Source organism: Escherichia sp. E14V7 (assembly GCF_004212225.1).
In the GTDB taxonomy this organism is placed as follows: Bacteria; Pseudomonadota; Gammaproteobacteria; order Enterobacterales; family Enterobacteriaceae; genus Escherichia.
Map to the genome: position 1 here is coordinate 12,970 of NZ_RHJJ01000003.1, position 20,399 is coordinate 33,368.

A 20,399-nucleotide genomic window follows, 5' to 3' on the forward strand; every position below is an offset into this window, starting at 1 on the left:
AATGACACTCCCCCCGTTTTTCGGGCATGATCATACTGAACTTACCGGAACAGTAAAGCGCAAAATAACAGCAATTTGCGCTCAATAATCAATCTTTACATGGCGAGCCTGAATCACTCCATCCCCAGCTCTTTTAACTTACGCGTCAGGGTGTTACGCCCCCAGCCAAGTAAGCGTGCTGCTTCCTGTTTATGCCCCTGCGTATGTCGCAACGCGGTAGTCAGTAACGTCCGCTCCAGCTCTGGTTGCGCTTCAGACAGCAAGTTTTGATGACCGGAACGTAGCGCCCGATCTGCCCACTGTGCTAACAGCGTTGCCCAACTGTCCGGCTGCATTTGTGAAGTGCTTTCCGGTACGGTTGATTCAAACAGTTCGCCAGGCAAATCCTGAATCAACACTTCCTGTCCGGCAGCCATTACCGTTAGCCAGCGGCAGGTGTTTTCCAGCTGGCGCACGTTGCCTGGCCACGCCAGACGCGTCAGAGCGGCTTCAGTTTCCGGATGCAGCAACTTTGCTTCTACGCCCAGCTCGCGAGCGGCAACTTGTAAAAAATGGCGTGCCAGACGGGGAATATCTTCCCGACGCTCACGCAGCGGCGGCAGATGAACACGGATAACGTTCAGGCGGTGGAACAAATCCTCACGGAACTTGCCTTCCTGCACCCGCTGTTCGAGATTCTGGTGAGTGGCAGCGATAATCCGCACATCCACTTTCACCGGCGCATAGCCGCCAACGCGATAAAACTGACCGTCTGCCAGCACGCGCAGCAAACGCGTCTGCACATCCAGTGGCATATCGCCAATTTCATCGAGAAATAACGTGCCGCCATCGGCCTGTTCAAAACGCCCCTGACGAATGGTATTCGCGCCGGTAAACGCGCCTTTCTCGTGACCGAACAGTTCTGATTCGATCAAATCCTTCGGGATAGCAGCCATATTGAGCGCGATAAACGGCGCTTTGGCTCGCGGGCTGTGGCGATGCAGGGCATGAGCAACCAGTTCTTTACCAGTGCCGGATTCGCCGTTGATCAGCACGCTAATGGAAGAGCGCGAAAGCCGACCGATAATACGGAACACGTCCTGCATGGCTGGCGCTTCGCCGATGATATCGGTCGTTGGGCCGTTAAGCTGAACATTACGCGGCTGCTGCTGTTCCTGGTAATGACTGATGGCGCGCTCAACCAGCGCCACGGCTTCGTCGATATCAAACGGTTTAGGCAGATAATCAAACGCCCCTTGTTGATAGGCGCTGACGGCAGCATCCAGATCGGAATGTGCGGTCATAATGATGACCGGAAGCATCGGATGGCGCTGTTTAATCTGCTTGAGCAGCGCCAGCCCGTCCATTCCCGGCATACGGATATCTGAAAGCAGCACATCCGGCGTTTTGCTCGCCAGCGCCTCCAGTACCTCCGCACCGTTCTCAAACGTCGTACAGGTTAAACCTGCCCCAGCGAGCGCACGTTCAAGCACCCAACGGATGGAACTATCGTCATCGACTACCCAGACTATCCCTCGTTGCATAAACGTCACCTTTATTTCCTGATAGGCAGGTAAACCGAGAACTCGGTATGACCTGGCCAACTGGTAAATTCAATTTTGCCTGAATGCTGATCAATCAAATTACGGGCGATGGATAAGCCAAGCCCGGTGCCACCTTCGCGGCCGCTGACCATCGGGTAAAACAGCGTATCCTGCAAATGAGGCGGAATGCCTGGCCCGTTATCTTCCACATCAATCCGCGCCGCCAGCCGATATCGTTCGCCGTGTAAGGTCAGTTGAAACGCGGTGCGGGTACGCAGAATGATTTCACCACCTTCCGGCCCCAGCGCCTGTAGCGCATTGCGCACAATATTCAGCAAGACCTGTTCAATTTGATCCGGGTCGTGCGCCAGTTCCGGCAGGCTGGGGTCGTAATCACGAATCAACCGCACGTTGTCCGGCAGTTCCATCGACACCAGCGTCACCACGCGTTCAGCCACTTTGTGAATACTTTCGGTAACGCGCGTACCGGGCAGCTGCGGCCCCAACAGACGGTCGACCAGATTTCGCAGCCGGTCCGCCTGTTCGATAATCACTTTGGTATATTCCAGCAGCGACGGGTCAGGTAACGCTTTGCTGAGCAGCTGTGCCGCGCCGCGTAAGCCGCCAAGCGGATTTTTAATCTCATGCGCCAGGCCGCGGACTAAATCACGGGCAGCAACCTGCTGGGCGTGCTGTAGCTGTTCCTGACTTAAGCGGCGCTGGTTATCCATCGGTGCCATCTCCAGCAGGATCATGCCGTCCGGCATACGCTGAGCCGTCACAGAAAGGATATGCGAGCGACCATCGATGACCAGCGTCACTTCGTTATCGGTAAAACCTTGCCCCGCCTCCAGACTTTCTTGCATCAACTCGATATTTAATGAGAAATAGCTCAACAGTTCCGGTAACGGTGTACCAAACAATTTGCGGGAGCTTTGGGCGAGCAGTTGTTGCGCGGCGGGGTTGGCGTAATGGATCGCCAGATTGTCATCAATTAACAAAATACTGTTAATCAGCGAGTTGAGGATCTGCCCAGCATCGGGCTGCGTGCCTGTTGCCATAAAGCAGTCTCCTGAACAGGTTGCACCATTTTAGTGCATTATAGCTTTTTACGGATAAAAAGCGCGAAGCATCTGAGAATTGACGGAGAAAAAAGCCCATGCAGAGATGGGCTGAAAGTTTCCACGGCAACTAAATCCCGGCGTTGTTGCGCCGGGTAGTACAACTTCAACTATTAGACGCTGTAGTACAGCTCAAACTCTACCGGATGCGGAGTCATACGCACGCGGTCATCTTCTTCGCGACGCAGAGCGATGTACGCATCGATCGCTTCATCAGTGAACACGCCACCGGCTTTCAGGAACTCGCGGTCCAGATCCAGTTCGTTCAGTGCTTCTTCCAGAGAGCCTGCAACCTGTGGGATCTCTTTCGCTTCTTCTGGCGGCAGGTCATACAGGTTTTTGTCCATGGCTTCGCCCGGATGGATCTTGTTTTTGATGCCATCAAGACCGGCCATCAGCAGGGCAGCAAAGCACAGGTACGGGTTAGCCGCCGGGTCCGGGAACCGTACTTCGATACGACGTGCTTTCGGAGAAGAAACCACCGGAATACGGATAGACGCAGAACGGTTACGCGCAGAGTAAGCCAGCATTACCGGTGCTTCGTAGCCCGGGACCAGACGCTTGTAAGAGTTGGTGGTCGGGTTTGCCAGGGCGTTAATCGCTTTCGCGTGTTTGATTACGCCGCCAATGTAGTACAGCGCCTGTTCAGACAGACCTGCGTATTTGTCGCCAGCAAACAGGTTAACGCCGTTTTTAGACAGCGACATGTGGCAGTGCATACCGGAACCGTTATCACCGAACATCGGTTTTGGCATAAAGGTCGCGGTTTTACCGAAGCGGTGCGCCACGTTGTGCACGACATATTTGTAGATCTGAATTTCGTCAGCTTTTTTGGTCATGGTATTGAAGCGGGTAGCCACTTCGTTCTGACCTGCGGTAGCGACTTCGTGGTGATGAGCTTCAACCACCAGACCCATCTGTTCCATCACCAGGCACATTTCAGAACGGATATCCTGAGCTGAGTCTACCGGAGGCACCGGGAAGTAACCACCTTTCACTGCCGGACGGTGACCTTTGTTACCACCTTCGTATTGGGTGGAGGAGTTCCATGCGCCTTCGATATCGTCGATAGCAACGTGGGAACCGGAGATAGATGATCCGAAACGGATGTCATCGAACAGGAAGAATTCAGGTTCTGGCCCGAACAGTACGGTGTCGGCAATGCCAGTGGAACGCAGGTAATCTTCGGCGCGCTTCGCAATAGAGCGCGGGTCACGGTCATAGCCTTGCAGGGTGCCAGGTTCAAGGATGTCGCAACGGATAATCAGGGTGGAGTCGGCGAAGAACGGGTCAATCACTGCGGTGGATGCGTCTGGCATCAGCACCATGTCGGATTCGTTAATGCCTTTCCAGCCGCCAATCGAGGAGCCGTCAAACATTTTGCCTTCTTCGAAGAATTCAGCATTCACCTGATGAGCAGGGATAGTGACGTGCTGTTCTTTACCTTTGGTATCGGTGAAGCGCAAATCAACAAACTTCACTTCGTGCTCGTTCAGCATCGTCAGTACGTGTTCAGCGGACATACTTTAACTCTCCTGGATTGGTCATTGTCGTCGTGGTAACGAAATCTGCAATTATTTTGGCCGTGTCGCCGTAAAAAAGATAAAGCGAAATCTGTGCCAACTTTTAAATTGCCCCTAAAAGGCGTTATCATGCTTAACATCGTGCAAAAGGGCTGCACCATGATGTGAATGTTGCACCAATATAGTGCTTCAATGGAAACATTAAGCACCATGTTGGTGCAATGACCTTTGGATAACCCTTTTTATGCTCCGTGAAAGCGATCACAAAGGGACTCTGCAATACTTGTTTGCGGAGGATGTTTGTGATCCTGTTTTGTAGTGCGATTAATCCGTGTACAATAACGCGCTATTTCTAATGCCTGAGGCAAAGTTGTGATCGAAAAATTGCGTAATATCGCCATCATCGCGCACGTCGACCATGGTAAAACCACCCTGGTAGACAAGCTGCTCCAACAATCCGGTACGTTCGACTCTCGTGCCGAAACCCAAGAGCGCGTGATGGACTCCAACGATTTGGAGAAAGAGCGTGGGATTACCATCCTCGCGAAAAACACCGCTATCAAATGGAATGATTACCGTATCAATATCGTTGATACCCCGGGGCACGCCGACTTCGGTGGTGAAGTTGAACGTGTAATGTCCATGGTAGACTCAGTGCTGCTGGTGGTTGACGCATTTGACGGCCCGATGCCGCAAACGCGCTTCGTAACCAAAAAAGCGTTTGCTTACGGCCTGAAGCCGATTGTTGTTATCAACAAAGTTGACCGCCCTGGCGCGCGTCCTGACTGGGTTGTGGATCAGGTATTCGACCTGTTCGTAAACCTCGACGCGACCGACGAGCAGCTGGACTTCCCGATCGTTTACGCTTCCGCGCTGAACGGTATCGCGGGTCTGGACCACGAAGATATGGCGGAAGACATGACCCCGCTGTATCAGGCGATTATTGACCACGTTCCTGCGCCGGACGTAGACCTTGACGGTCCGTTCCAGATGCAGATTTCTCAGCTCGATTACAACAGCTATGTTGGTGTTATCGGCATTGGCCGCATCAAGCGCGGTAAAGTGAAGCCGAACCAGCAAGTTACTATCATCGATAGCGAAGGCAAAACCCGCAACGCGAAAGTCGGTAAAGTGCTGGGCCACCTCGGTCTGGAACGTATCGAAACCGATCTGGCGGAAGCTGGCGATATCGTGGCGATCACGGGCCTTGGCGAACTGAACATTTCTGACACCGTTTGCGACACGCAAAACGTTGAAGCGCTGCCGGCACTCTCCGTTGATGAGCCAACCGTTTCTATGTTCTTCTGCGTTAACACCTCGCCGTTCTGCGGTAAAGAAGGTAAGTTCGTAACGTCTCGTCAGATCCTGGATCGTCTGAACAAAGAACTGGTACACAACGTTGCGCTGCGCGTAGAAGAAACCGAAGACGCCGATGCGTTCCGCGTTTCTGGTCGTGGCGAACTGCACCTGTCTGTTCTGATCGAAAACATGCGTCGTGAAGGTTTCGAACTGGCGGTATCCCGTCCGAAAGTTATCTTCCGTGAAATCGACGGTCGTAAACAAGAGCCGTATGAAAACGTGACTCTGGACGTTGAAGAACAGCATCAGGGTTCTGTGATGCAGGCGCTGGGCGAACGTAAAGGCGACCTGAAAAACATGAATCCAGACGGTAAAGGCCGCGTACGTCTCGACTACGTGATCCCAAGCCGTGGTCTGATTGGCTTCCGTTCTGAGTTCATGACCATGACTTCCGGTACAGGTCTGCTGTACTCCACCTTCAGCCATTACGACGACGTTCGTCCGGGTGAAGTGGGTCAGCGTCAGAACGGCGTACTGATCTCTAACGGTCAGGGTAAAGCGGTAGCGTTCGCGCTGTTCGGTCTGCAGGATCGCGGTAAGCTGTTCCTCGGTCACGGTGCAGAAGTTTACGAAGGTCAGATTATCGGTATTCACAGCCGCTCTAACGACCTGACTGTAAACTGCCTGACCGGTAAGAAACTGACCAACATGCGTGCTTCCGGTACTGACGAAGCCGTTGTTCTGGTTCCGCCTATCCGCATGACTCTGGAACAAGCTCTGGAGTTCATCGATGATGACGAACTGGTAGAAGTGACTCCGACCTCTATCCGTATTCGTAAACGTCACCTGACGGAAAACGATCGTCGTCGCGCTAACCGCGCACCGAAAGACGATTAATTTCGTTTTTTAGTCATAAAAAACCTGCCAGCGATGGCAGGTTTTTTTTTGCCTGTCGTGAGCACTCACCAATGCGAGTATCTCCCTTATAAGTCTGTGGTTACGTCAATAGAGAGCTTTGTCACAATTATCTGCAAAGTCATACGCCGTTAATTGCTTTCTTTTTTGGCGTAAGCGTAAGATGCCTCATCTGGTTTAAACCAAAAGGATTAAACAATGACGGGAAATCAATCCACCGTAGAAAATGCAAAAGAGAAACTGGATCGGTGGTTAAAAGATGGCATCACTACGCCGGGTGGAAAACTCCCTTCAGAAAGAGAGCTGGGAGAGCTGCTGGGCATTAAACGTATGACGTTACGCCAGGCGTTGCTGAACCTCGAGGCAGAATCCAAAATCTTCCGTAAGGATCGTAAAGGGTGGTTCGTGACTCAGCCGAGATTTAATTACAGCCCGGAGCTGTCGGCGAGCTTTCAGCGGGCCGCAATTGAGCAAGGGCGGGAACCTTCCTGGGGGTTTACCGAGAAAAGCCGTACCAGCGACATTCCCCAGACGCTTGCGCCACTGATTGCAGTGACGCCATCAACCGAACTCTATCGTATTACCGGCTGGGGGGCGCTGGAAGGACATAAAGTTTTCTATCACGAAACATATATTAATCCTGAAGTTGCCCCAGGTTTTATTGAACAACTTGAAAACCACTCATTTTCTGCAGTCTGGGAAAAGTGCTACCAAAAAGAGACGGTAGTAAAAAAATTGATTTTCAAACCCGTCAGAATGCCGGGCGATATCAGCAAGTATCTTGGCGGTTCTGCGGGTATGCCTGCGATCTTAATTGAAAAGCATCGCGCCGACCAGCAAGGCAATATTGTCCAGATAGATATTGAATATTGGCGATTTGAGGCCGTAGACCTCATCATTAATCTGTAGGTGTTTTATGGTGACAACAAATAACGCAAGAAAGATTCTACAACGTGTCGATACTCTTCCTCTTTATTTACATGCCTATGCCTTTCATTTAAATATGCGGCTGGAAAGAGTATTGCCTGCTGATTTACTTGATATCGCGAGTGAAAATAATCTGCGGGGCGTCAAAATTCATGTTCTGGATGGCGAGCGTTTTTCTCTTGGCAATATGGACGATAAAGAACTCTCTGCCTTTGGTGATAAAGCCCGCCGTCTGAACCTTGATATTCATATTGAAACCAGCGCCTCAGATAAGGCATCTATTGACGAAGCCGTCGCCATCGCGTTGAAAACCGGGGCATCGTCCGTACGTTTTTATCCACGTTATGAAGGTAATTTGCGCGACGTATTATCGATCATCGCTAACGACATTGCCTATGTACGGGAAACGTATCAGGACAGCGGTCTGACTTTTACGATCGAGCAGCATGAAGATTTAAAAAGCCATGAGCTGGTGTCGTTGGTCAAAGAAAGTGAGATGGAGTCTCTTTCCTTACTGTTTGATTTTGCGAACATGATCAATGCAAATGAGCATCCCATCGACGCTTTAAAAACGATGGCGCCACATATTACCCAGGTGCATATCAAAGATGCATTGATTGTTAAAGAACAGGGTGGTCTGGGCCATAAAGCCTGTATTTCAGGTCAGGGAGATATGCCCTTCAAAGCGTTATTAACGCACCTTATCTGCCTGGGCGATGATGAGCCGCAGGTGACGGCATATGGCCTGGAAGAAGAGGTTGATTATTATGCTCCGGCGTTCCGCTTTGAAGACGAAGATGATAATCCGTGGATCCCTTATCGCCAGATGAGTGAAACACCACTACCAGAAAATCATTTACTGGATGCGCGGTTACGTAAAGAAAAAGAAGATGCGATTAATCAGATAAATCATGTGCGTAACGTACTACAACAAATAAAACAAGAGGCAAGCCATCTTCTGAACCACTAATAAGTTTTAACTCATACGCAGTTAATAAAACCATTCCATAAGAATGGTCGATATCTTATTGCCTTTAAAACAGTGATTTTAAAAATCGCTTAGGGGATGTTATGCTCACGAAAAAGAAATGGGCGTTATTTAGTCTATTAACACTGTGTGGCGGTACAATTTATAAATTACCGTCGTTGAAAGATGCGTTTTATATCCCGATGCAGGAATATTTCCATTTGACTAATGGTCAAATTGGTAATGCTATGTCGGTAAACTCGTTTGTCACCACAGTGGGCTTTTTTCTGTCTATTTATTTTGCCGATAAACTACCGCGCAGATACACCATGTCACTCTCACTCATTGCGACGGGATTACTGGGTGTTTATTTGACAACAATGCCGGGATATTGGGGCATCCTCTTTGTCTGGGCGCTATTTGGCGTTACCTGCGACATGATGAACTGGCCGGTCTTGCTCAAGTCAGTAAGTCGATTGGGCAATAGCGAACAACAAGGTCGTTTGTTTGGCTTCTTCGAAACAGGGCGTGGCATTGTCGATACCGTGGTGGCATTTTCTGCGTTGGCAGTTTTTACCTGGTTTGGCAGTGGCTTATTGGGCTTTAAAGCGGGTATCTGGTTCTATTCCCTTATTGTGATTGCTGTGGGCGTTATCATTTTCTTTGTCCTCAATGACAAAGAAGAGGCACCGTCCGTGGAGGCGAAAAAAGAAGACGGAGCATCGCAAAACACCAGTATGACCTCGGTGCTGAAAGACAAAACCATCTGGCTTATCGCTTTCAACGTCTTCTTCGTTTACGCGGTTTACTGTGGCCTGACGTTCTTCATTCCATTCCTGAAAAACATCTATCTACTGCCCGTTGCGCTGGTGGGGGCTTACGGCATCATTAACCAATACTGTCTGAAAATGATTGGTGGACCGATTGGTGGCATGATTTCAGATAAGATCCTGAAATCGCCGAGTAAATATCTATGCTACACCTTTATCATCAGTACCGCTGCGCTCGTACTGTTGATTATGCTGCCGCACGAAAGTATGCCGGTCTATTTAGGGATGGCATGTACGCTGGGCTTTGGCGCGATAGTCTTTACACAGCGAGCCGTATTTTTTGCACCTATTGGCGAAGCAAAAATTGCTGAAAATAAAACAGGCGCGGCGATGGCGTTGGGTAGCTTTATCGGTTACGCCCCGGCGATGTTCTGCTTCAGTCTGTATGGCTACATTCTGGATTTAAATCCGGGGATTATTGGCTACAAAATCGTGTTTGGCATTATGGCCTGCTTCGCATTCTGTGGTGCGGTGGTTTCCGTAATGCTGGTTAAGCGAATTAGCCAACGTAAGAAAGAGATGCTGGCGGCTGAAGCTTAATTAATGGCCGGATGTGCTTAATCCGGCCAACGAAAACCGTATCAACCGTAGGCCGCATCCGGCAAAATAAAATCCGCTGAATCCCCAGCGGATTTTTCGAAGTTTCAATTTCAGGATACTTCTTGCTCGGCAACCACCAGTTCAACATTCTCTTCACTTAACAACTGGCAGAAAGAATTGGGAGGCGGGGCATCAGTAAAAAAAGCCCTGACATTCCGCGCATTGCCAATTGAAACAGCAGCAGACGCGGCAAACTTAGTATGGTCTGCCACTAGCAATGTATTCCTCGCATGTTTAATCATCGTTCTCGCGACTAACGCTTCATTGACATCAAATTCCAGCAGGGTGCCGTCATGTTCAATGGCACCTATACTGGTGATTAAATAATCTGCGCGAAAACCTTCAATAAAATCCACGGCTCCTGGGCCGATAATCCCGCCGTTATGAGCGCGTAAAGTGCCTCCCGGCACCATCACTTCAATATCCTGATTCTTATAAAGAATCTGTGCCACACGCAGGCTGTTAGTGATAATGCGTAAATCACGACGGTTGAGTAATGCCCTGGCAACGGCTTCTACGGTTGTACCGATGGTGATGAAGACAGTACAGCGTTCGGGAAGGTAATCGGCGACCGCCTCAGCGATCGCCCGTTTCTCGGCGGTTAGCGAAAGTTCCCGTTGCTCAAAAGCGGTATTCATGACGCTGGAGACGCGCCCGGCTCCTCCATGATGACGGGTGATCAACCCCTGCTCACTGAGTTTTCGGATATCCCGGCGCACGGTTTGCGTTGAAACATCCAGCAGTTGTGCCAGTTCTTCAATATTCATATAACCGCGTTCTGCGATTAGATGAACGAGTTGGTCATGGCGTGGATTACCTGTCACTTCGATGATACTCATGAATACTCCCTTGCCCCTCCTCGGTAGATGTTTACCATTTTACGCATAAAGTGACAAAAATGATTCGGTTTGCTCACGATTAGGAATGCCAGCCCGACCGCCAGGCTGGGTACATTTCATCGCGGCAGCCGCACTGGCAAAACGAATAGCCTCTTTTGTTGGCATTTTTTCTGCCAACGCTACCGCGAGTGCACCGTGAAAAACATCGCCTGCTCCAGTGGTATCAACCACATTGACAGAAAATGCCTCCTGTTGACACAAATGATCATCTTCAATCCACAACGAACCTTCAGAACCCAGCGTGACATACACTTTACCTGCTGTTTGTGTCGTTGCCTGGTACAAGCTTTCTTCAGGTGACTGAAGGCCAGTCATACGTTTCAGCCCTGGCGTAGAGAACACAGCATGATCGGCAAGCGCGACAAGTGGAGAAATATCCTGCGGTGTCATATCGGCGTCTAAAAGTGTTGTCACACCCGCAAGGCGCGCTAGCGAGAATGCTTTTTCAGTACCGCTATGCCAGCGAACATCGGCCAGAATCAGATCATAACGAGAGAAATCGATCGCTTCTAACCATTCGGCATCAGTACCGAGATCGGGACTTGGATAATTAACGATAATCCGTTCGCCATGCTGATCAACGAGGATCGCTGATTGCGACGAACGGGCGTTAGGATATCGGCGGCAAAATGCGGTATTGACGCCCCAACCCTCAAGTTCTGCAAGTAAGGTATTTCCACAACTGTCATCGCCGACGCGACCGATGAAATCAACCTCCACGCCAAGTTTTGCGATTGCAACAGCGGCTGTTGCTGCCGGGCCGCCACCAATCTCAAGATAATGATTTGCCTGATATTTCCCGCCGCCCTCCGGCAGAGTGGGCAAAGAATAAATCCTGTCCTGAACTGTGATACCCACGCATGCAATTCTGGTCATATTTGTCTTGTCCTGTTTAATTTTGTCGTCTTTGGTCAATTTAAATGACACAAATGATCAGATTAGTGATGTGTGTCGTGTTTTTGAACATAAATTACAAATATGCTCAAAAACAGACGAAAACGAATTTTCAATTGTCATTATTTTGTCAATGTCAGACAGGAGAGCATTCATGGCAACCATTGCATTTCTCGGGCTGGGGCAGATGGGTAGCCCAATGGCTAACAATCTATTGCAAAAAGGGCATTCATTGCAGGTATTTGATGTCAATGCACAGGCCGTCGATGCGCTAGTTACGCAGGGGGCCACTGCGGCACAAACCCCAGCGGAAGCGGCAGCAGGCGCTGAATTTATCATCACTATGCTTCCCAATGGGGACATTGTTCGACAGGTGCTGTTGGGGGAAAAAGGCGTCTGTGAAACTGTTTCATCTGACGCGTTAGTGATTGATATGTCGACTATTCATCCCTTACAGACCGATGCATTAATACGGGAATTACAAGAAAAAGGCATCAATATGATGGACGCCCCCGTGGGCAGAACGTCCGTGAATGCGATTGATGGCACATTGCTGATTTTAGCGGGTGGCACTGATGAGCAGATTGCGCGTGCACGCCCGATTCTCATGTGCATGGGTAATGAGCTGGTCGAGGCTGGCGGCCCAGGAATGGGGATCCGCGTGAAGCTAATTAACAACTATATGAGCATTGCGCTTAATGCGCTGTCCTCCGAAGCCGCTGTGTTATGTGAGTCACTGGGATTAAATCTTGATGTCGCAATTAAGGTGATGAGTGGTACTGCAGCAGGGAAAGGACATTTTACGACCACCTGGCCTGGCAAAGTGCTGAAAGGCGATCTTTCTCCCGCCTTCATGGTGGACCTGGCATTGAAAGATCTGCGTATTGCAGTTGACGTCGCTCGGGAAACGGGGGCGCCGCTCAATATGGGGATTGCAGCAGAAAGTTATTACGCCGCAGCAAGCCAAGACGGCAAAGGGCGGCAGGACTGGAGCGCCCTGCTAAATCAGGTTCGCCAGCAGGCTGGTCTTTAATTTTATCTATTAACAGGAGTTTCTATGTCATCCCACTTCACCCCATTTACGCTGAAAGATATCTCCCGCCCAGGTGGTGGATTCGCCATGTTAGCTGTCGATCAGCGTGAGGCCATGCGCCTGATGTTTGCGGCAGCAGGGCAGCCAAAACCCATCGCCGACAGTGTACTCACCGATTTTAAAGTCGCCGCGACCCGAATCCTTTCTCCTTATGCTTCTGCCGTTCTGGCGGATAAACAATTTTGTCTTGAGCAAATAGTCGAGCAGGGCGCTGTTGCTAATTCTTGCGGCCTGATTGTCGCTGCCGATCTTTTTATCCCAGGTAATGGCATCCCGGTTGATAGCGTTGAAATAGATATGTCCGTCGACCCGCATAAAGCCCGTGAAATGGGGGCTAAGGCAATGAAATTACTTGTACTCTGGCGTGAAGATGAACCCGCAGAGGAACGTCTGGCAATGGTTGATAAATTTGTTCGTCGCTGCCGTAGTGCCGGGCTGGTTAGCATTATTGAACCTGTGGTGCGTCCACCTCGTCGCGGTTGGGACTTTGATCGTGAAAGCGCCATTGTTGCCGCCGCCGCAGAGCTTGGTGGAACAGAGGCTGATCTTTACAAAGCCGAGATGCCATTAGGGGGCAAAGGCGATGAAAAAACCTTACTTGCCGCCTGTCAGAAACTTAACGATCAGATGAAGATGCCGTGGGTAATTCTTTCTTCTGGCGTCGATGCCGATATTTTTGGCCGCGCAGTCAGTATTGCCATGAAAGGTGGTGCGTCGGGCTTCCTGGCTGGACGAGCGGTTTGGGCGTCGGTTGTTGGTGCACAAGATCCACAAACTATGCTGCGCGATGTCTCCGTTCCACGCTTGCAACGGCTGGCTGAAATTGTCGATGAAGGTATCGCGCAACGCTAATCCCCTATGGATATCGATTCTGGAGAATAACAATGGATAAAATTACCCAGGTTTTATTTTCAGATATTGGGAAAGTCACCACTCAATATGTTGAAGTACCACACCAGGAACTTAAACCGCACGAAGTACGGATTGCGCCCGTGTTCTACGGGATATGCGGTTCGGATCTGCATGTTTTGAAAGGCGGTCATCCGTTTGCCAAACCGCCTGTCGTCCCCGGTCATGAAATTGCAGCGCGCGTTACGGAAGTTGGCAGCGACGTTAAAAATGTACAGCCGGGCGATCATGTTGTGGTCGATCCCATCATGGCTTGCATGGAATGCCGGGCCTGCAAAGCAGGACGTTTTAATCTTTGTGAACCACCGCAGGTTGCCGGTTTTCGCGCGCCGGGCTTTGCTCGCTCACAGCACATTGTTCCTGCGCGTAATTGCCATGTCGCACCAGCCTCTTTACCGCTAAAAGTGTTGGCCTTTGCCGAACCGGCGGCTTGTGCTCGCCATTGCGTTAACCGGATGCCGAAGACTTCTCTGGAAAGCGTACTGGTTATTGGTGCCGGAACGATTGGATTATCTATCGTGCAGGCACTGCGCATTATGGGAGCAGGGAAGATCACCGTGATTGAACCTGACGCTGCCAAACGCGCCCTGGCGTTAAAGCTGGGCGCAGCAGAAGTTTGGGCTCCAGGGGAACTGGCCGCAGATGTGCGATTTACGGGGGCGATTGATGTTGTTGCAGCGCAGCCCACGCTTAACGATGCATGTACCCGTGTGTATGCCGGAGGCACCGTCGTGTGCATGGGCGTACCGAGTGGGCCGCGTGAAATACCGCTACCGATGATGCAACGTTTCGAGCGTGACTTGCTCAACTCTGGCATGTACATCCCTGAAGATTTCGATGCCGTTATCGAATGGCTGGCGGATGGGCGGTTTGATACCAGTGAACTGGTTACCGATTTATTTGCCATTGAGGATGCAGCGGCAGCGTTCGAACGTGCGCAGCAAAATGATTCCATAAAAGTCATGCTGCAATTTGCGCCGGAATGATTTTCTAAATCTCTGTCTGGCGCTGCGCCACGCTAGCGCCACCCTACAACAATTAAAAAGGACACTGCGATGAGTCAAATCACCAGTCCTGCAACTTATTCAATTAGTCGGCCACAGGACGTAATTGATATTGTTAATAAGAACTCTGCAATCAACACCAGCATCGGCGTTATTTTTATCGCTTTAGGCGGCATATTGATTGATGCCTACCAGGCGGCGATGGTGGGGTTTGGTAATAAATACATTGCCGCTCAATTTGGCATTTCGCCGGGCCTTGCCGCAACCGTTAATGCGTCAGTATTAATCGCCGCGTTAATTGGCGGTTTATTAGCGAACCGAGTAATAAACCGCTTTGGGCAAAAGCGAGCATTTATTATTGGCATGGGGCTGTGCACCATCGGGGCTGCTGCGGTAGCTATTGCGCCCAGTATCTGGTGGGTACTGGTGTGCCGCGTCATCATGGGCTTTGGCTTAGGCATCGACTTCCCTTTGGCAACCAATGCCGTGGCAGAGCTTCGTGGTTCAACGTCGAAGAAAACCGGAACGTCGGTCAACCTCTGGCAAATGGCCTGGTATGTTTCGACAACCGTTGTTTATTTGGTGCTTTTGCCGCTGCTTCTGTCGGGTATCGCTGAAGAACAATTGTGGCGTTACGGAATATTCATCGGAGCTATTTTCGCAGTCATCTTCATGGTTTTGCGTTACTTCTTTATTGGTGAATCCGCAATGTGGGCCGCTCGCGTCGGGCGTTACCAGGAAGCCTGCGACATTCTGGGAAAACGTTATGGTGTTCAGGCTCGCGTTGCGGCACCGGATACAGCAGAAGCGAAATTCTCGGAAAAAGCAGAGAGTAAATACAGTGGTGGATATGGCATCTTATTTAATGATCGTTACCGCAAGCGCACCATTCTTGGCTGTGTCGTGGCAACCATGCAGGCGTGGCAATATAACGCCGTAGGTGTTTATCTTCCTCTTACGTTGGCGGGAATAATAAGTGGTGGACTTACTGGCGCATTGACGGGTTCTGCCGTCGTGAATGCCCTTTGTGGGGTGACTGGCGGGATGATCGGCTCGTTTATTCTCCAACGACTGGGTACTCGCCGACAATCGATGTATGGATTTGCCGTTGTGACCTTAGCATTACTGTCGTTAGGTGCGCTGGCAACGACTAACCCCTGGCTGTCTTTAGGGTTATTGGGATCAATTATTTTCTTCCATTCAGCGGGTCCTGGTGGGCTGGGTATGACCATTGCCACACTCTCTTATCCTCCTGCTATTCGCCCTACAGGGGTCGGATTTGCCCGCGCGATTATGCGCACCGGTGCGATTGCCGGGCTTATTTTCTGGCCGATGCTGTGGGGTGCGTTGAAAACTGAAGCGTTTTACTGGTTGGCAATTGTGCCATTCCTGGGATTCCTGACCTGCGTATTGATTAATTGGGAACCTTTGGGGGCGAATGTGGATGCCGAAGACGCGGAAGTTCTGGCGGAATTGAACAAATAAACATAACGCGTATCGGCATCAGGCCGATGCGCGTATTTATCAGACTGCCCACTTTGTAGTGGGTTATTCCCCAATTTCTCGCCGACCAGGAGAGGAAAATGATGTCTGAAACGTTACCCACAACGCGAGAAGGACTTTCCGGTAAAGCCATGAGACGTGTCGTAATGGGCAGTTTCGCGGGCGCGTTGATGGAATGGTATGACTTCTTTATTTTTGGCACGGCAGCAGGGCTGGTATTTGCTCCGCTTTTTTTCCCGAACAGCGATCCTTTTATAGGTCTTATAGCCTCCTTTGCGACCTTTGGCGTTGGTTTTTTGACCCGTCCTTTAGGTGGTATCGTCTTTGGCCATTTTGGCGATAAAATTGGGCGAAAAATAACACTTATCTGGACACTGGCTATTGTCGGTTGCTCCACATTTTTGATTGGTTTTATTCCGACGTATCAGGAAATTGGGATCTGGGCACCGCTCATATTAATGGCGCTGCGTTTAATTCAGGGCTTTGGCCTTGGTGGCGAGTATGGCGGAGCGGCATTGATGACCATTGAATCTGCGCCCGAATCCCGGCGCGGTTTTTTAGGTTCACTCCCGCAAACGGCTGCGTCTGTGGGTATTATGCTGGCAACCGGTGTTTTTGCGCTCTGTAACCATTTACTGACCCAGGAACAGTTTCTCTCCTGGGGATGGCGTATTCCGTTCTGGCTTTCTGCGGTGATGTTGATCGTTGGATTATTTATCCGCCTGCATACTGAGGAGACACTGGATTTTCAAAAGCAAAAAACGACGAATAATAAAGAAAAGTCTGTTCCTCCGTTGATTGAATTATTCAAAAAACATCCGCGAAATATTTTATTGGCACTGGGCGCGAGGCTGGCGGAGAGTGTCTCTTCCAATATTATTAACGCCTTTGGTATTGTTTATATTTCCAGCCAATTAGCATTATCGCGAGATATTCCCCTGACGGGTATGTTGATTGCCTCGGCGATCGGTATTTTCAGTTGCCCATTGGTTGGATGGTTATCAGATCGTATAGGTCAAAAATGTCTGTATTTATCAGGCGCGGGATTTTGTGTCCTGTTCGCGTTTCCTTTCTTCTTATTGCTGGATAGTAAAAGTACGCTCATCATCTGGTGCAGTATGATCCTCGGCTATAACTTAGGCCCGACGATGATGTTCGCCGTGCAGCCGACACTCTTCACCCGCATGTTCGGCACCAAAGTACGATATACCGGCCTTTCTTTTGCCTATCAATTTTCCGCGATTCTTGGCGGATTAAGCCCTCTTATCGCCTCAAGTTTGCTGGCGCTAGGGGGAGGAAAGCCGTGGTATGTCGCTCTGTTTTTATTTGCTGTCTCAGTTCTTTCTTTTGTTTGCGTCTGGCTGATTGAGCCGACTGATGAACAAGAAACCGCTTCTTACCGCTACATCAGGGAACAATCTCATGAAAACTGAACGGAAAAACGAACATCACCTGGCGCTACAGCTCGCATTTGACGCGCCCTGGCCTGGGCCTGTAGGAGAGTTAGTTACGCTGGAAAAAGGCAATATTCGCCTGCAGATTTATCCGCATGATGGTGCCAGGATAACCTCGTTACAGGCATTTGGTTCTGAAGTATTACGCCAATGGCAGCCGCAACGCAGAGCTTTTCAGTACGGCTGTTTTCCAATGGTGCCGTGGGCAGGGCGACTGGGGAATGCGACGCTGAATGCTGGTGGGCAATGTTATTCTTTACCCGCCAATAAACCACCACATGCGTTGCATGGTATGGCTTGTTACTCAACGTGGGAAATCATCGACAAAACAATAGATTCCCTGACTTTACGTATGCCCCTGGCTTCACCGTGGCCCTGGCAAGGGGAAGTGGTTCAGACTTTTTTGCTGGAGAATGATGCGCTGGTTTTGCAACTGGAAATCCATTCACATACCGATACATTCCCGGCCTCTGCAGGCTGGCATCCGTGGTTTGCGAAAAAGCTGACTCCGCAAAGTACAGAATCGTTGCAGGTGCTTTTTGATGCGGACTGGCAAGAAGAAGCGGGTAGTGATGAACTGCCAACAGGAAATCGCATCTCTCCTCAAGCCGGTCCCTGGGATGACTGTTTTGGTTTTTATGACGGGGTGAAGGTTAAGCTACTGTGACCTGGTAAACTCGCGATGACCATGACCTCTTCTGCAAACAGTCTGGTGGTATTTGATAAACAGCCCGATGCCACCTGTATTAACCCGCTGACTCAGGCACCTAACGCAATAAATCTAACGCCGGAATTGGTGACGCCAGAGAAGCCGCTGGTCATCGAAACTCGTTGGCAATTTACACCTGAATCTTAACCATTCATCTATTGCGAAAAAGCCAGTGAAATTACTCTGCTTTTTCGCAATCAGCATCACAAGATTACCCTTATTGCCACATAGCCAAACCCATCCTTTCCCGCTACAGTTAATTTCTTGTGGCGAGAAAGGAGGCAAAAATGCTCTATATCTTTGATTTAGGTAATGTGATTGTCGATATCGACTTTAACCGTGTACTGGGAACCTGGAGCGATTTAACGCGTATTCCGCTGGCATCGCTTAAGAAGAGTTTTCATATGGGGGAGGCGTTTCATCAGCATGAGCGCGGGGAAATTAGCGATGAAGCGTTCGCAGAGGCGATGTGCCATGAGATGGCTCTACCGCTAAGCTACGAGCAGTTCTCCCACGGCTGGCAGGCGGTGTTTGTCGCGCTGCGCCCGGAAGTGATCGCCATCATGCATAAACTGCGTGAGCAGGGGCATCGCGTGGTGGTGCTTTCCAATACCAACCGCCTGCATACCACCTTCTGGCCGGAGGAATACCCGGAAATCCGTGATGCTGCTGACCATATCTATCTTTCGCAAGATCTGGGCATGCGCAAACCTGAAGCGCGAATTTACCAGCATGTTTTGCAGGCAGAAGGTTTTTCACCCAGCGATACAGTCTTTTTCGACGATAACGCCGATAATATAGAAGGAGCAAATCAGCTAGGCATTACCAGTATTCTGGTGAAAGATAAAACCACCATCCCGGACTATTTCGCGAAGGTGTTATGCTAAAAACCATCCATGAAAAAGCCAGGCATCGTACCCGTCCGCTATGGGCCTGGCTGAAACTACTCTGGCAACGCATTAATGAGGACAACATGACCACCCTGGCAGGTAATCTTGCCTATGTGTCGTTGCTCTCATTAGTGCCGCTGGTTGCCGTTGTTTTTGCACTTTTCGCCGCTTTTCCCATGTTTTCCGACGTCAGCATTCAGTTGCGTCACTTTATTTTTGCCAACTTTCTGCCTGCCACTGGCGACGTTATCCAGCAATATATTGAACAGTTTGTTGCCAATTCCAACAAGATGACCGCCGTCGGGGCATGTGGCCTGATCGTCACGGCGTTATTGTTGATGTATTCCATTGATAGTGCATTGAATGCCATCTGGCGAAGTAAACGGGTACGGCCAAAAATTTACTCGTTTGCTGTGTACTGGATGATCCTGACGTTAGGGCCGCTGCTGGCAGGGGCCAGTCTGGCGATCAGTTCCTATTTGCTCTCCCTGCGCTGGGCGAGCGATCTCAATACTGTCATCGACAATGTGCTGCGTATTTTTCCGCTGCTGTTGTCGTGGATCTCCTTTTGGTTGCTTTACAGCATCGTTCCCACCATCCGCGTACCGAATCGTGATGCTATTGTCGGCGCGTTTGTCGCCGCACTCCTGTTCGAAGCAGGAAAGAAAGGTTTCGCGCTTTATATCACCATGTTCCCGTCATATCAGCTCATTTACGGCGTGCTGGCGGTGATCCCCATTCTCTTTGTCTGGGTGTACTGGACATGGTGTATCGTCTTGCTTGGCGCGGAAATTACTGTCACTCTCGGGGAATACCGCAAACTAAAACAAGCAGCTGAACAAGAAGAAGACGACGAACCATGATTGCATTAATTCAACGCGTAACCCGTGCCAGCGTCACCGTGGAGGGAGAAGTGACGGGCGAAATTGGCGCGGGACTTTTGGTGTTATTGGGTGTCGAAAAGGATGACGACGAACAGAAAGCAAACCGTCTGTGCGAGCGTGTGCTCGGCTATCGTATCTTCAGCGATGCCGAAGGCAAGATGAACCTCAACGTGCAACAGGCGGGCGGTAGTGTGCTGGTAGTTTCCCAGTTTACCCTCGCCGCAGATACCGAACGGGGGATGCGCCCAAGTTTCTCCAAAGGTGCATCACCGGATCGCGCAGAGGCGTTATATGACTATTTCGTCGAACGCTGCCGTCAGCAGGAGATGAACACGCAAACAGGACGCTTCGCTGCGGATATGCAGGTATCGCTGGTCAATGATGGTCCCGTGACATTCTGGTTGCAGGTATGAGTCAGCTTCCAGGGGTGTCACGGGAAACAAGAGAGAGTATCG

At 50.3% G+C, this 20,399-nt stretch carries 17 protein-coding genes and 1 pseudogene; 13 read left to right on the forward strand and 5 right to left on the reverse strand.

Translation table 11 applies throughout. The features are described from left to right. Nucleotides 1-113: 113 nt before the first annotated feature. The 3 genes from glnG to glnA form a co-directional block, all read right to left on the reverse strand. A complete protein-coding gene (gene glnG, locus D9741_RS03720) occupies nucleotides 114-1,523 on the reverse strand; it encodes a nitrogen regulation protein NR(I) (RefSeq protein WP_088563506.1) in 1,410 nt (469 codons plus the stop codon). A gap of 11 nt (nucleotides 1,524-1,534) precedes the next feature. Next, complete coding sequence (gene glnL, locus D9741_RS03725) at nucleotides 1,535-2,584, reverse strand: nitrogen regulation protein NR(II) (protein ID WP_000190577.1); 1,050 nt, start codon at nucleotides 2,582-2,584, stop codon at nucleotides 1,535-1,537. A 173-nt stretch (nucleotides 2,585-2,757) separates the two neighbouring features. Further along, entirely contained in the window at nucleotides 2,758-4,167 is a 1,410-nt protein-coding gene (glnA, locus tag D9741_RS03730) for a glutamate--ammonia ligase (RefSeq protein WP_001271717.1), read from the reverse strand. Nucleotides 4,168-4,539: 372 nt separating this feature from the next. Here glnA and typA point away from each other — a divergent pair, with 372 nt between their 5' ends. The 4 genes from typA to D9741_RS03750 all read left to right on the forward strand — a co-directional run bounded on the left by typA (nucleotide 4,540) and on the right by D9741_RS03750 (nucleotide 9,645). After that, the gene (gene typA / locus D9741_RS03735; RefSeq protein WP_001514692.1) at nucleotides 4,540-6,363 is read left to right on the forward strand and encodes a ribosome-dependent GTPase TypA; all 1,824 of its coding nucleotides are present in this window, start codon (nucleotides 4,540-4,542) and stop codon (nucleotides 6,361-6,363) included. Nucleotides 6,364-6,579: 216 nt separating this feature from the next. Beyond that, entirely contained in the window at nucleotides 6,580-7,290 is a 711-nt protein-coding gene (locus D9741_RS03740) for a GntR family transcriptional regulator (RefSeq protein ID WP_000147433.1), read from the forward strand. Between the two features lie 7 nt (nucleotides 7,291-7,297). Beyond that, nucleotides 7,298-8,278: a TIM barrel protein gene (locus D9741_RS03745; RefSeq protein ID WP_130216175.1), complete on the forward strand. Its 981-nt coding sequence runs from the start codon at nucleotides 7,298-7,300 to the stop codon at nucleotides 8,276-8,278. Nucleotides 8,279-8,379: 101 nt separating this feature from the next. Further along, entirely contained in the window at nucleotides 8,380-9,645 is a 1,266-nt protein-coding gene (locus D9741_RS03750; RefSeq protein WP_130216177.1) for an MFS transporter, read from the forward strand. Nucleotides 9,646-9,755: 110 nt separating this feature from the next. Here the strand turns inward: D9741_RS03750 and D9741_RS03755 are convergent, their stop codons facing one another. Both D9741_RS03755 and D9741_RS03760 read right to left on the reverse strand, forming a co-directional pair. Further along, nucleotides 9,756-10,544 carry a DeoR/GlpR family DNA-binding transcription regulator gene (locus tag D9741_RS03755; RefSeq protein ID WP_000022286.1) on the reverse strand — a complete coding sequence of 263 codons (789 nt, stop codon included), beginning with the start codon at nucleotides 10,542-10,544 and terminating at the stop codon, nucleotides 9,756-9,758. A gap of 39 nt (nucleotides 10,545-10,583) precedes the next feature. Further along, nucleotides 10,584-11,480, reverse strand: a complete 897-nt coding sequence (locus D9741_RS03760) for a PfkB family carbohydrate kinase (RefSeq protein ID WP_130216178.1) — start codon at nucleotides 11,478-11,480, stop codon at nucleotides 10,584-10,586. A gap of 172 nt (nucleotides 11,481-11,652) precedes the next feature. On the opposite strand from D9741_RS03760, the gene yihU reads away from it, so the two are divergent. From yihU to dtd, 9 genes and pseudogenes are all read left to right on the forward strand, one after another. Next, nucleotides 11,653-12,531, forward strand: coding sequence for a sulfolactaldehyde 3-reductase (gene yihU / locus D9741_RS03765; RefSeq protein ID WP_059275685.1), 879 nt, complete (start codon nucleotides 11,653-11,655; stop codon nucleotides 12,529-12,531). 24 nt (nucleotides 12,532-12,555) lie between these two features. After that, nucleotides 12,556-13,443 (forward strand): aldolase, encoded by an 888-nt coding sequence (locus D9741_RS03770; RefSeq protein WP_046082144.1) that lies wholly within the window; start codon nucleotides 12,556-12,558, stop codon nucleotides 13,441-13,443. Nucleotides 13,444-13,475: 32 nt separating this feature from the next. Beyond that, nucleotides 13,476-14,486 (forward strand): alcohol dehydrogenase catalytic domain-containing protein, encoded by a 1,011-nt coding sequence (locus D9741_RS03775; RefSeq protein ID WP_130216180.1) that lies wholly within the window; start codon nucleotides 13,476-13,478, stop codon nucleotides 14,484-14,486. 69 nt (nucleotides 14,487-14,555) lie between these two features. Beyond that, entirely contained in the window at nucleotides 14,556-15,989 is a 1,434-nt protein-coding gene (locus tag D9741_RS03780) for an MFS transporter (RefSeq protein WP_130216182.1), read from the forward strand. 101 nt (nucleotides 15,990-16,090) lie between these two features. Continuing rightward, nucleotides 16,091-17,440, forward strand: coding sequence for an MFS transporter (locus D9741_RS03785; protein WP_130216314.1), 1,350 nt, complete (start codon nucleotides 16,091-16,093; stop codon nucleotides 17,438-17,440). Next, a pseudogene (locus tag D9741_RS03790) lies at nucleotides 17,430-18,317 on the forward strand (aldose 1-epimerase). The gene D9741_RS03785 and the pseudogene D9741_RS03790 overlap by 11 nt, the downstream one beginning before the upstream one ends. A gap of 140 nt (nucleotides 18,318-18,457) precedes the next feature. Beyond that, complete coding sequence (gene yihX, locus D9741_RS03795; protein ID WP_001521802.1) at nucleotides 18,458-19,057, forward strand: glucose-1-phosphatase; 600 nt, start codon at nucleotides 18,458-18,460, stop codon at nucleotides 19,055-19,057. Then, entirely contained in the window at nucleotides 19,051-19,923 is an 873-nt protein-coding gene (locus D9741_RS03800) for a virulence factor BrkB family protein (RefSeq protein WP_000920721.1), read from the forward strand. The genes yihX and D9741_RS03800 overlap by 7 nt, the downstream gene beginning before the upstream one ends. Beyond that, a complete protein-coding gene (gene dtd / locus D9741_RS03805) occupies nucleotides 19,920-20,357 on the forward strand; it encodes a D-aminoacyl-tRNA deacylase (protein WP_000560983.1) in 438 nt (145 codons plus the stop codon). Before D9741_RS03800 ends, dtd begins: the two co-directional genes overlap by 4 nt. The last annotated feature ends 42 nt before the right edge of the window (nucleotides 20,358-20,399 follow it).

Excerpts from the sequence above, each read along its gene's own strand:
- glnG (WP_088563506.1), bottom strand. The coding sequence starts at position 1,523 with ATGCAACGAGGGATAGTCTGGGTAGTCGATGACGATAGTTCCATCCGT.
- glnL (WP_000190577.1), bottom strand. The coding sequence starts at position 2,584 with ATGGCAACAGGCACGCAGCCCGATGCTGGGCAGATCCTCAACTCGCTG.
- glnA (WP_001271717.1), bottom strand. The coding sequence starts at position 4,167 with ATGTCCGCTGAACACGTACTGACGATGCTGAACGAGCACGAAGTGAAG.
- D9741_RS03740 (WP_000147433.1), top strand. The coding sequence starts at position 6,580 with ATGACGGGAAATCAATCCACCGTAGAAAATGCAAAAGAGAAACTGGAT.
- D9741_RS03745 (WP_130216175.1), top strand. The coding sequence starts at position 7,298 with ATGGTGACAACAAATAACGCAAGAAAGATTCTACAACGTGTCGATACT.
- D9741_RS03750 (WP_130216177.1), top strand. The coding sequence starts at position 8,380 with ATGCTCACGAAAAAGAAATGGGCGTTATTTAGTCTATTAACACTGTGT.
- D9741_RS03755 (WP_000022286.1), bottom strand. The coding sequence starts at position 10,544 with ATGAGTATCATCGAAGTGACAGGTAATCCACGCCATGACCAACTCGTT.
- D9741_RS03760 (WP_130216178.1), bottom strand. The coding sequence starts at position 11,480 with ATGACCAGAATTGCATGCGTGGGTATCACAGTTCAGGACAGGATTTAT.
- yihU (WP_059275685.1), top strand. The coding sequence starts at position 11,653 with ATGGCAACCATTGCATTTCTCGGGCTGGGGCAGATGGGTAGCCCAATG.
- D9741_RS03770 (WP_046082144.1), top strand. The coding sequence starts at position 12,556 with ATGTCATCCCACTTCACCCCATTTACGCTGAAAGATATCTCCCGCCCA.
- D9741_RS03775 (WP_130216180.1), top strand. The coding sequence starts at position 13,476 with ATGGATAAAATTACCCAGGTTTTATTTTCAGATATTGGGAAAGTCACC.
- D9741_RS03780 (WP_130216182.1), top strand. The coding sequence starts at position 14,556 with ATGAGTCAAATCACCAGTCCTGCAACTTATTCAATTAGTCGGCCACAG.
- D9741_RS03785 (WP_130216314.1), top strand. The coding sequence starts at position 16,091 with ATGTCTGAAACGTTACCCACAACGCGAGAAGGACTTTCCGGTAAAGCC.
- yihX (WP_001521802.1), top strand. The coding sequence starts at position 18,458 with ATGCTCTATATCTTTGATTTAGGTAATGTGATTGTCGATATCGACTTT.
- D9741_RS03800 (WP_000920721.1), top strand. The coding sequence starts at position 19,051 with ATGCTAAAAACCATCCATGAAAAAGCCAGGCATCGTACCCGTCCGCTA.
- dtd (WP_000560983.1), top strand. The coding sequence starts at position 19,920 with ATGATTGCATTAATTCAACGCGTAACCCGTGCCAGCGTCACCGTGGAG.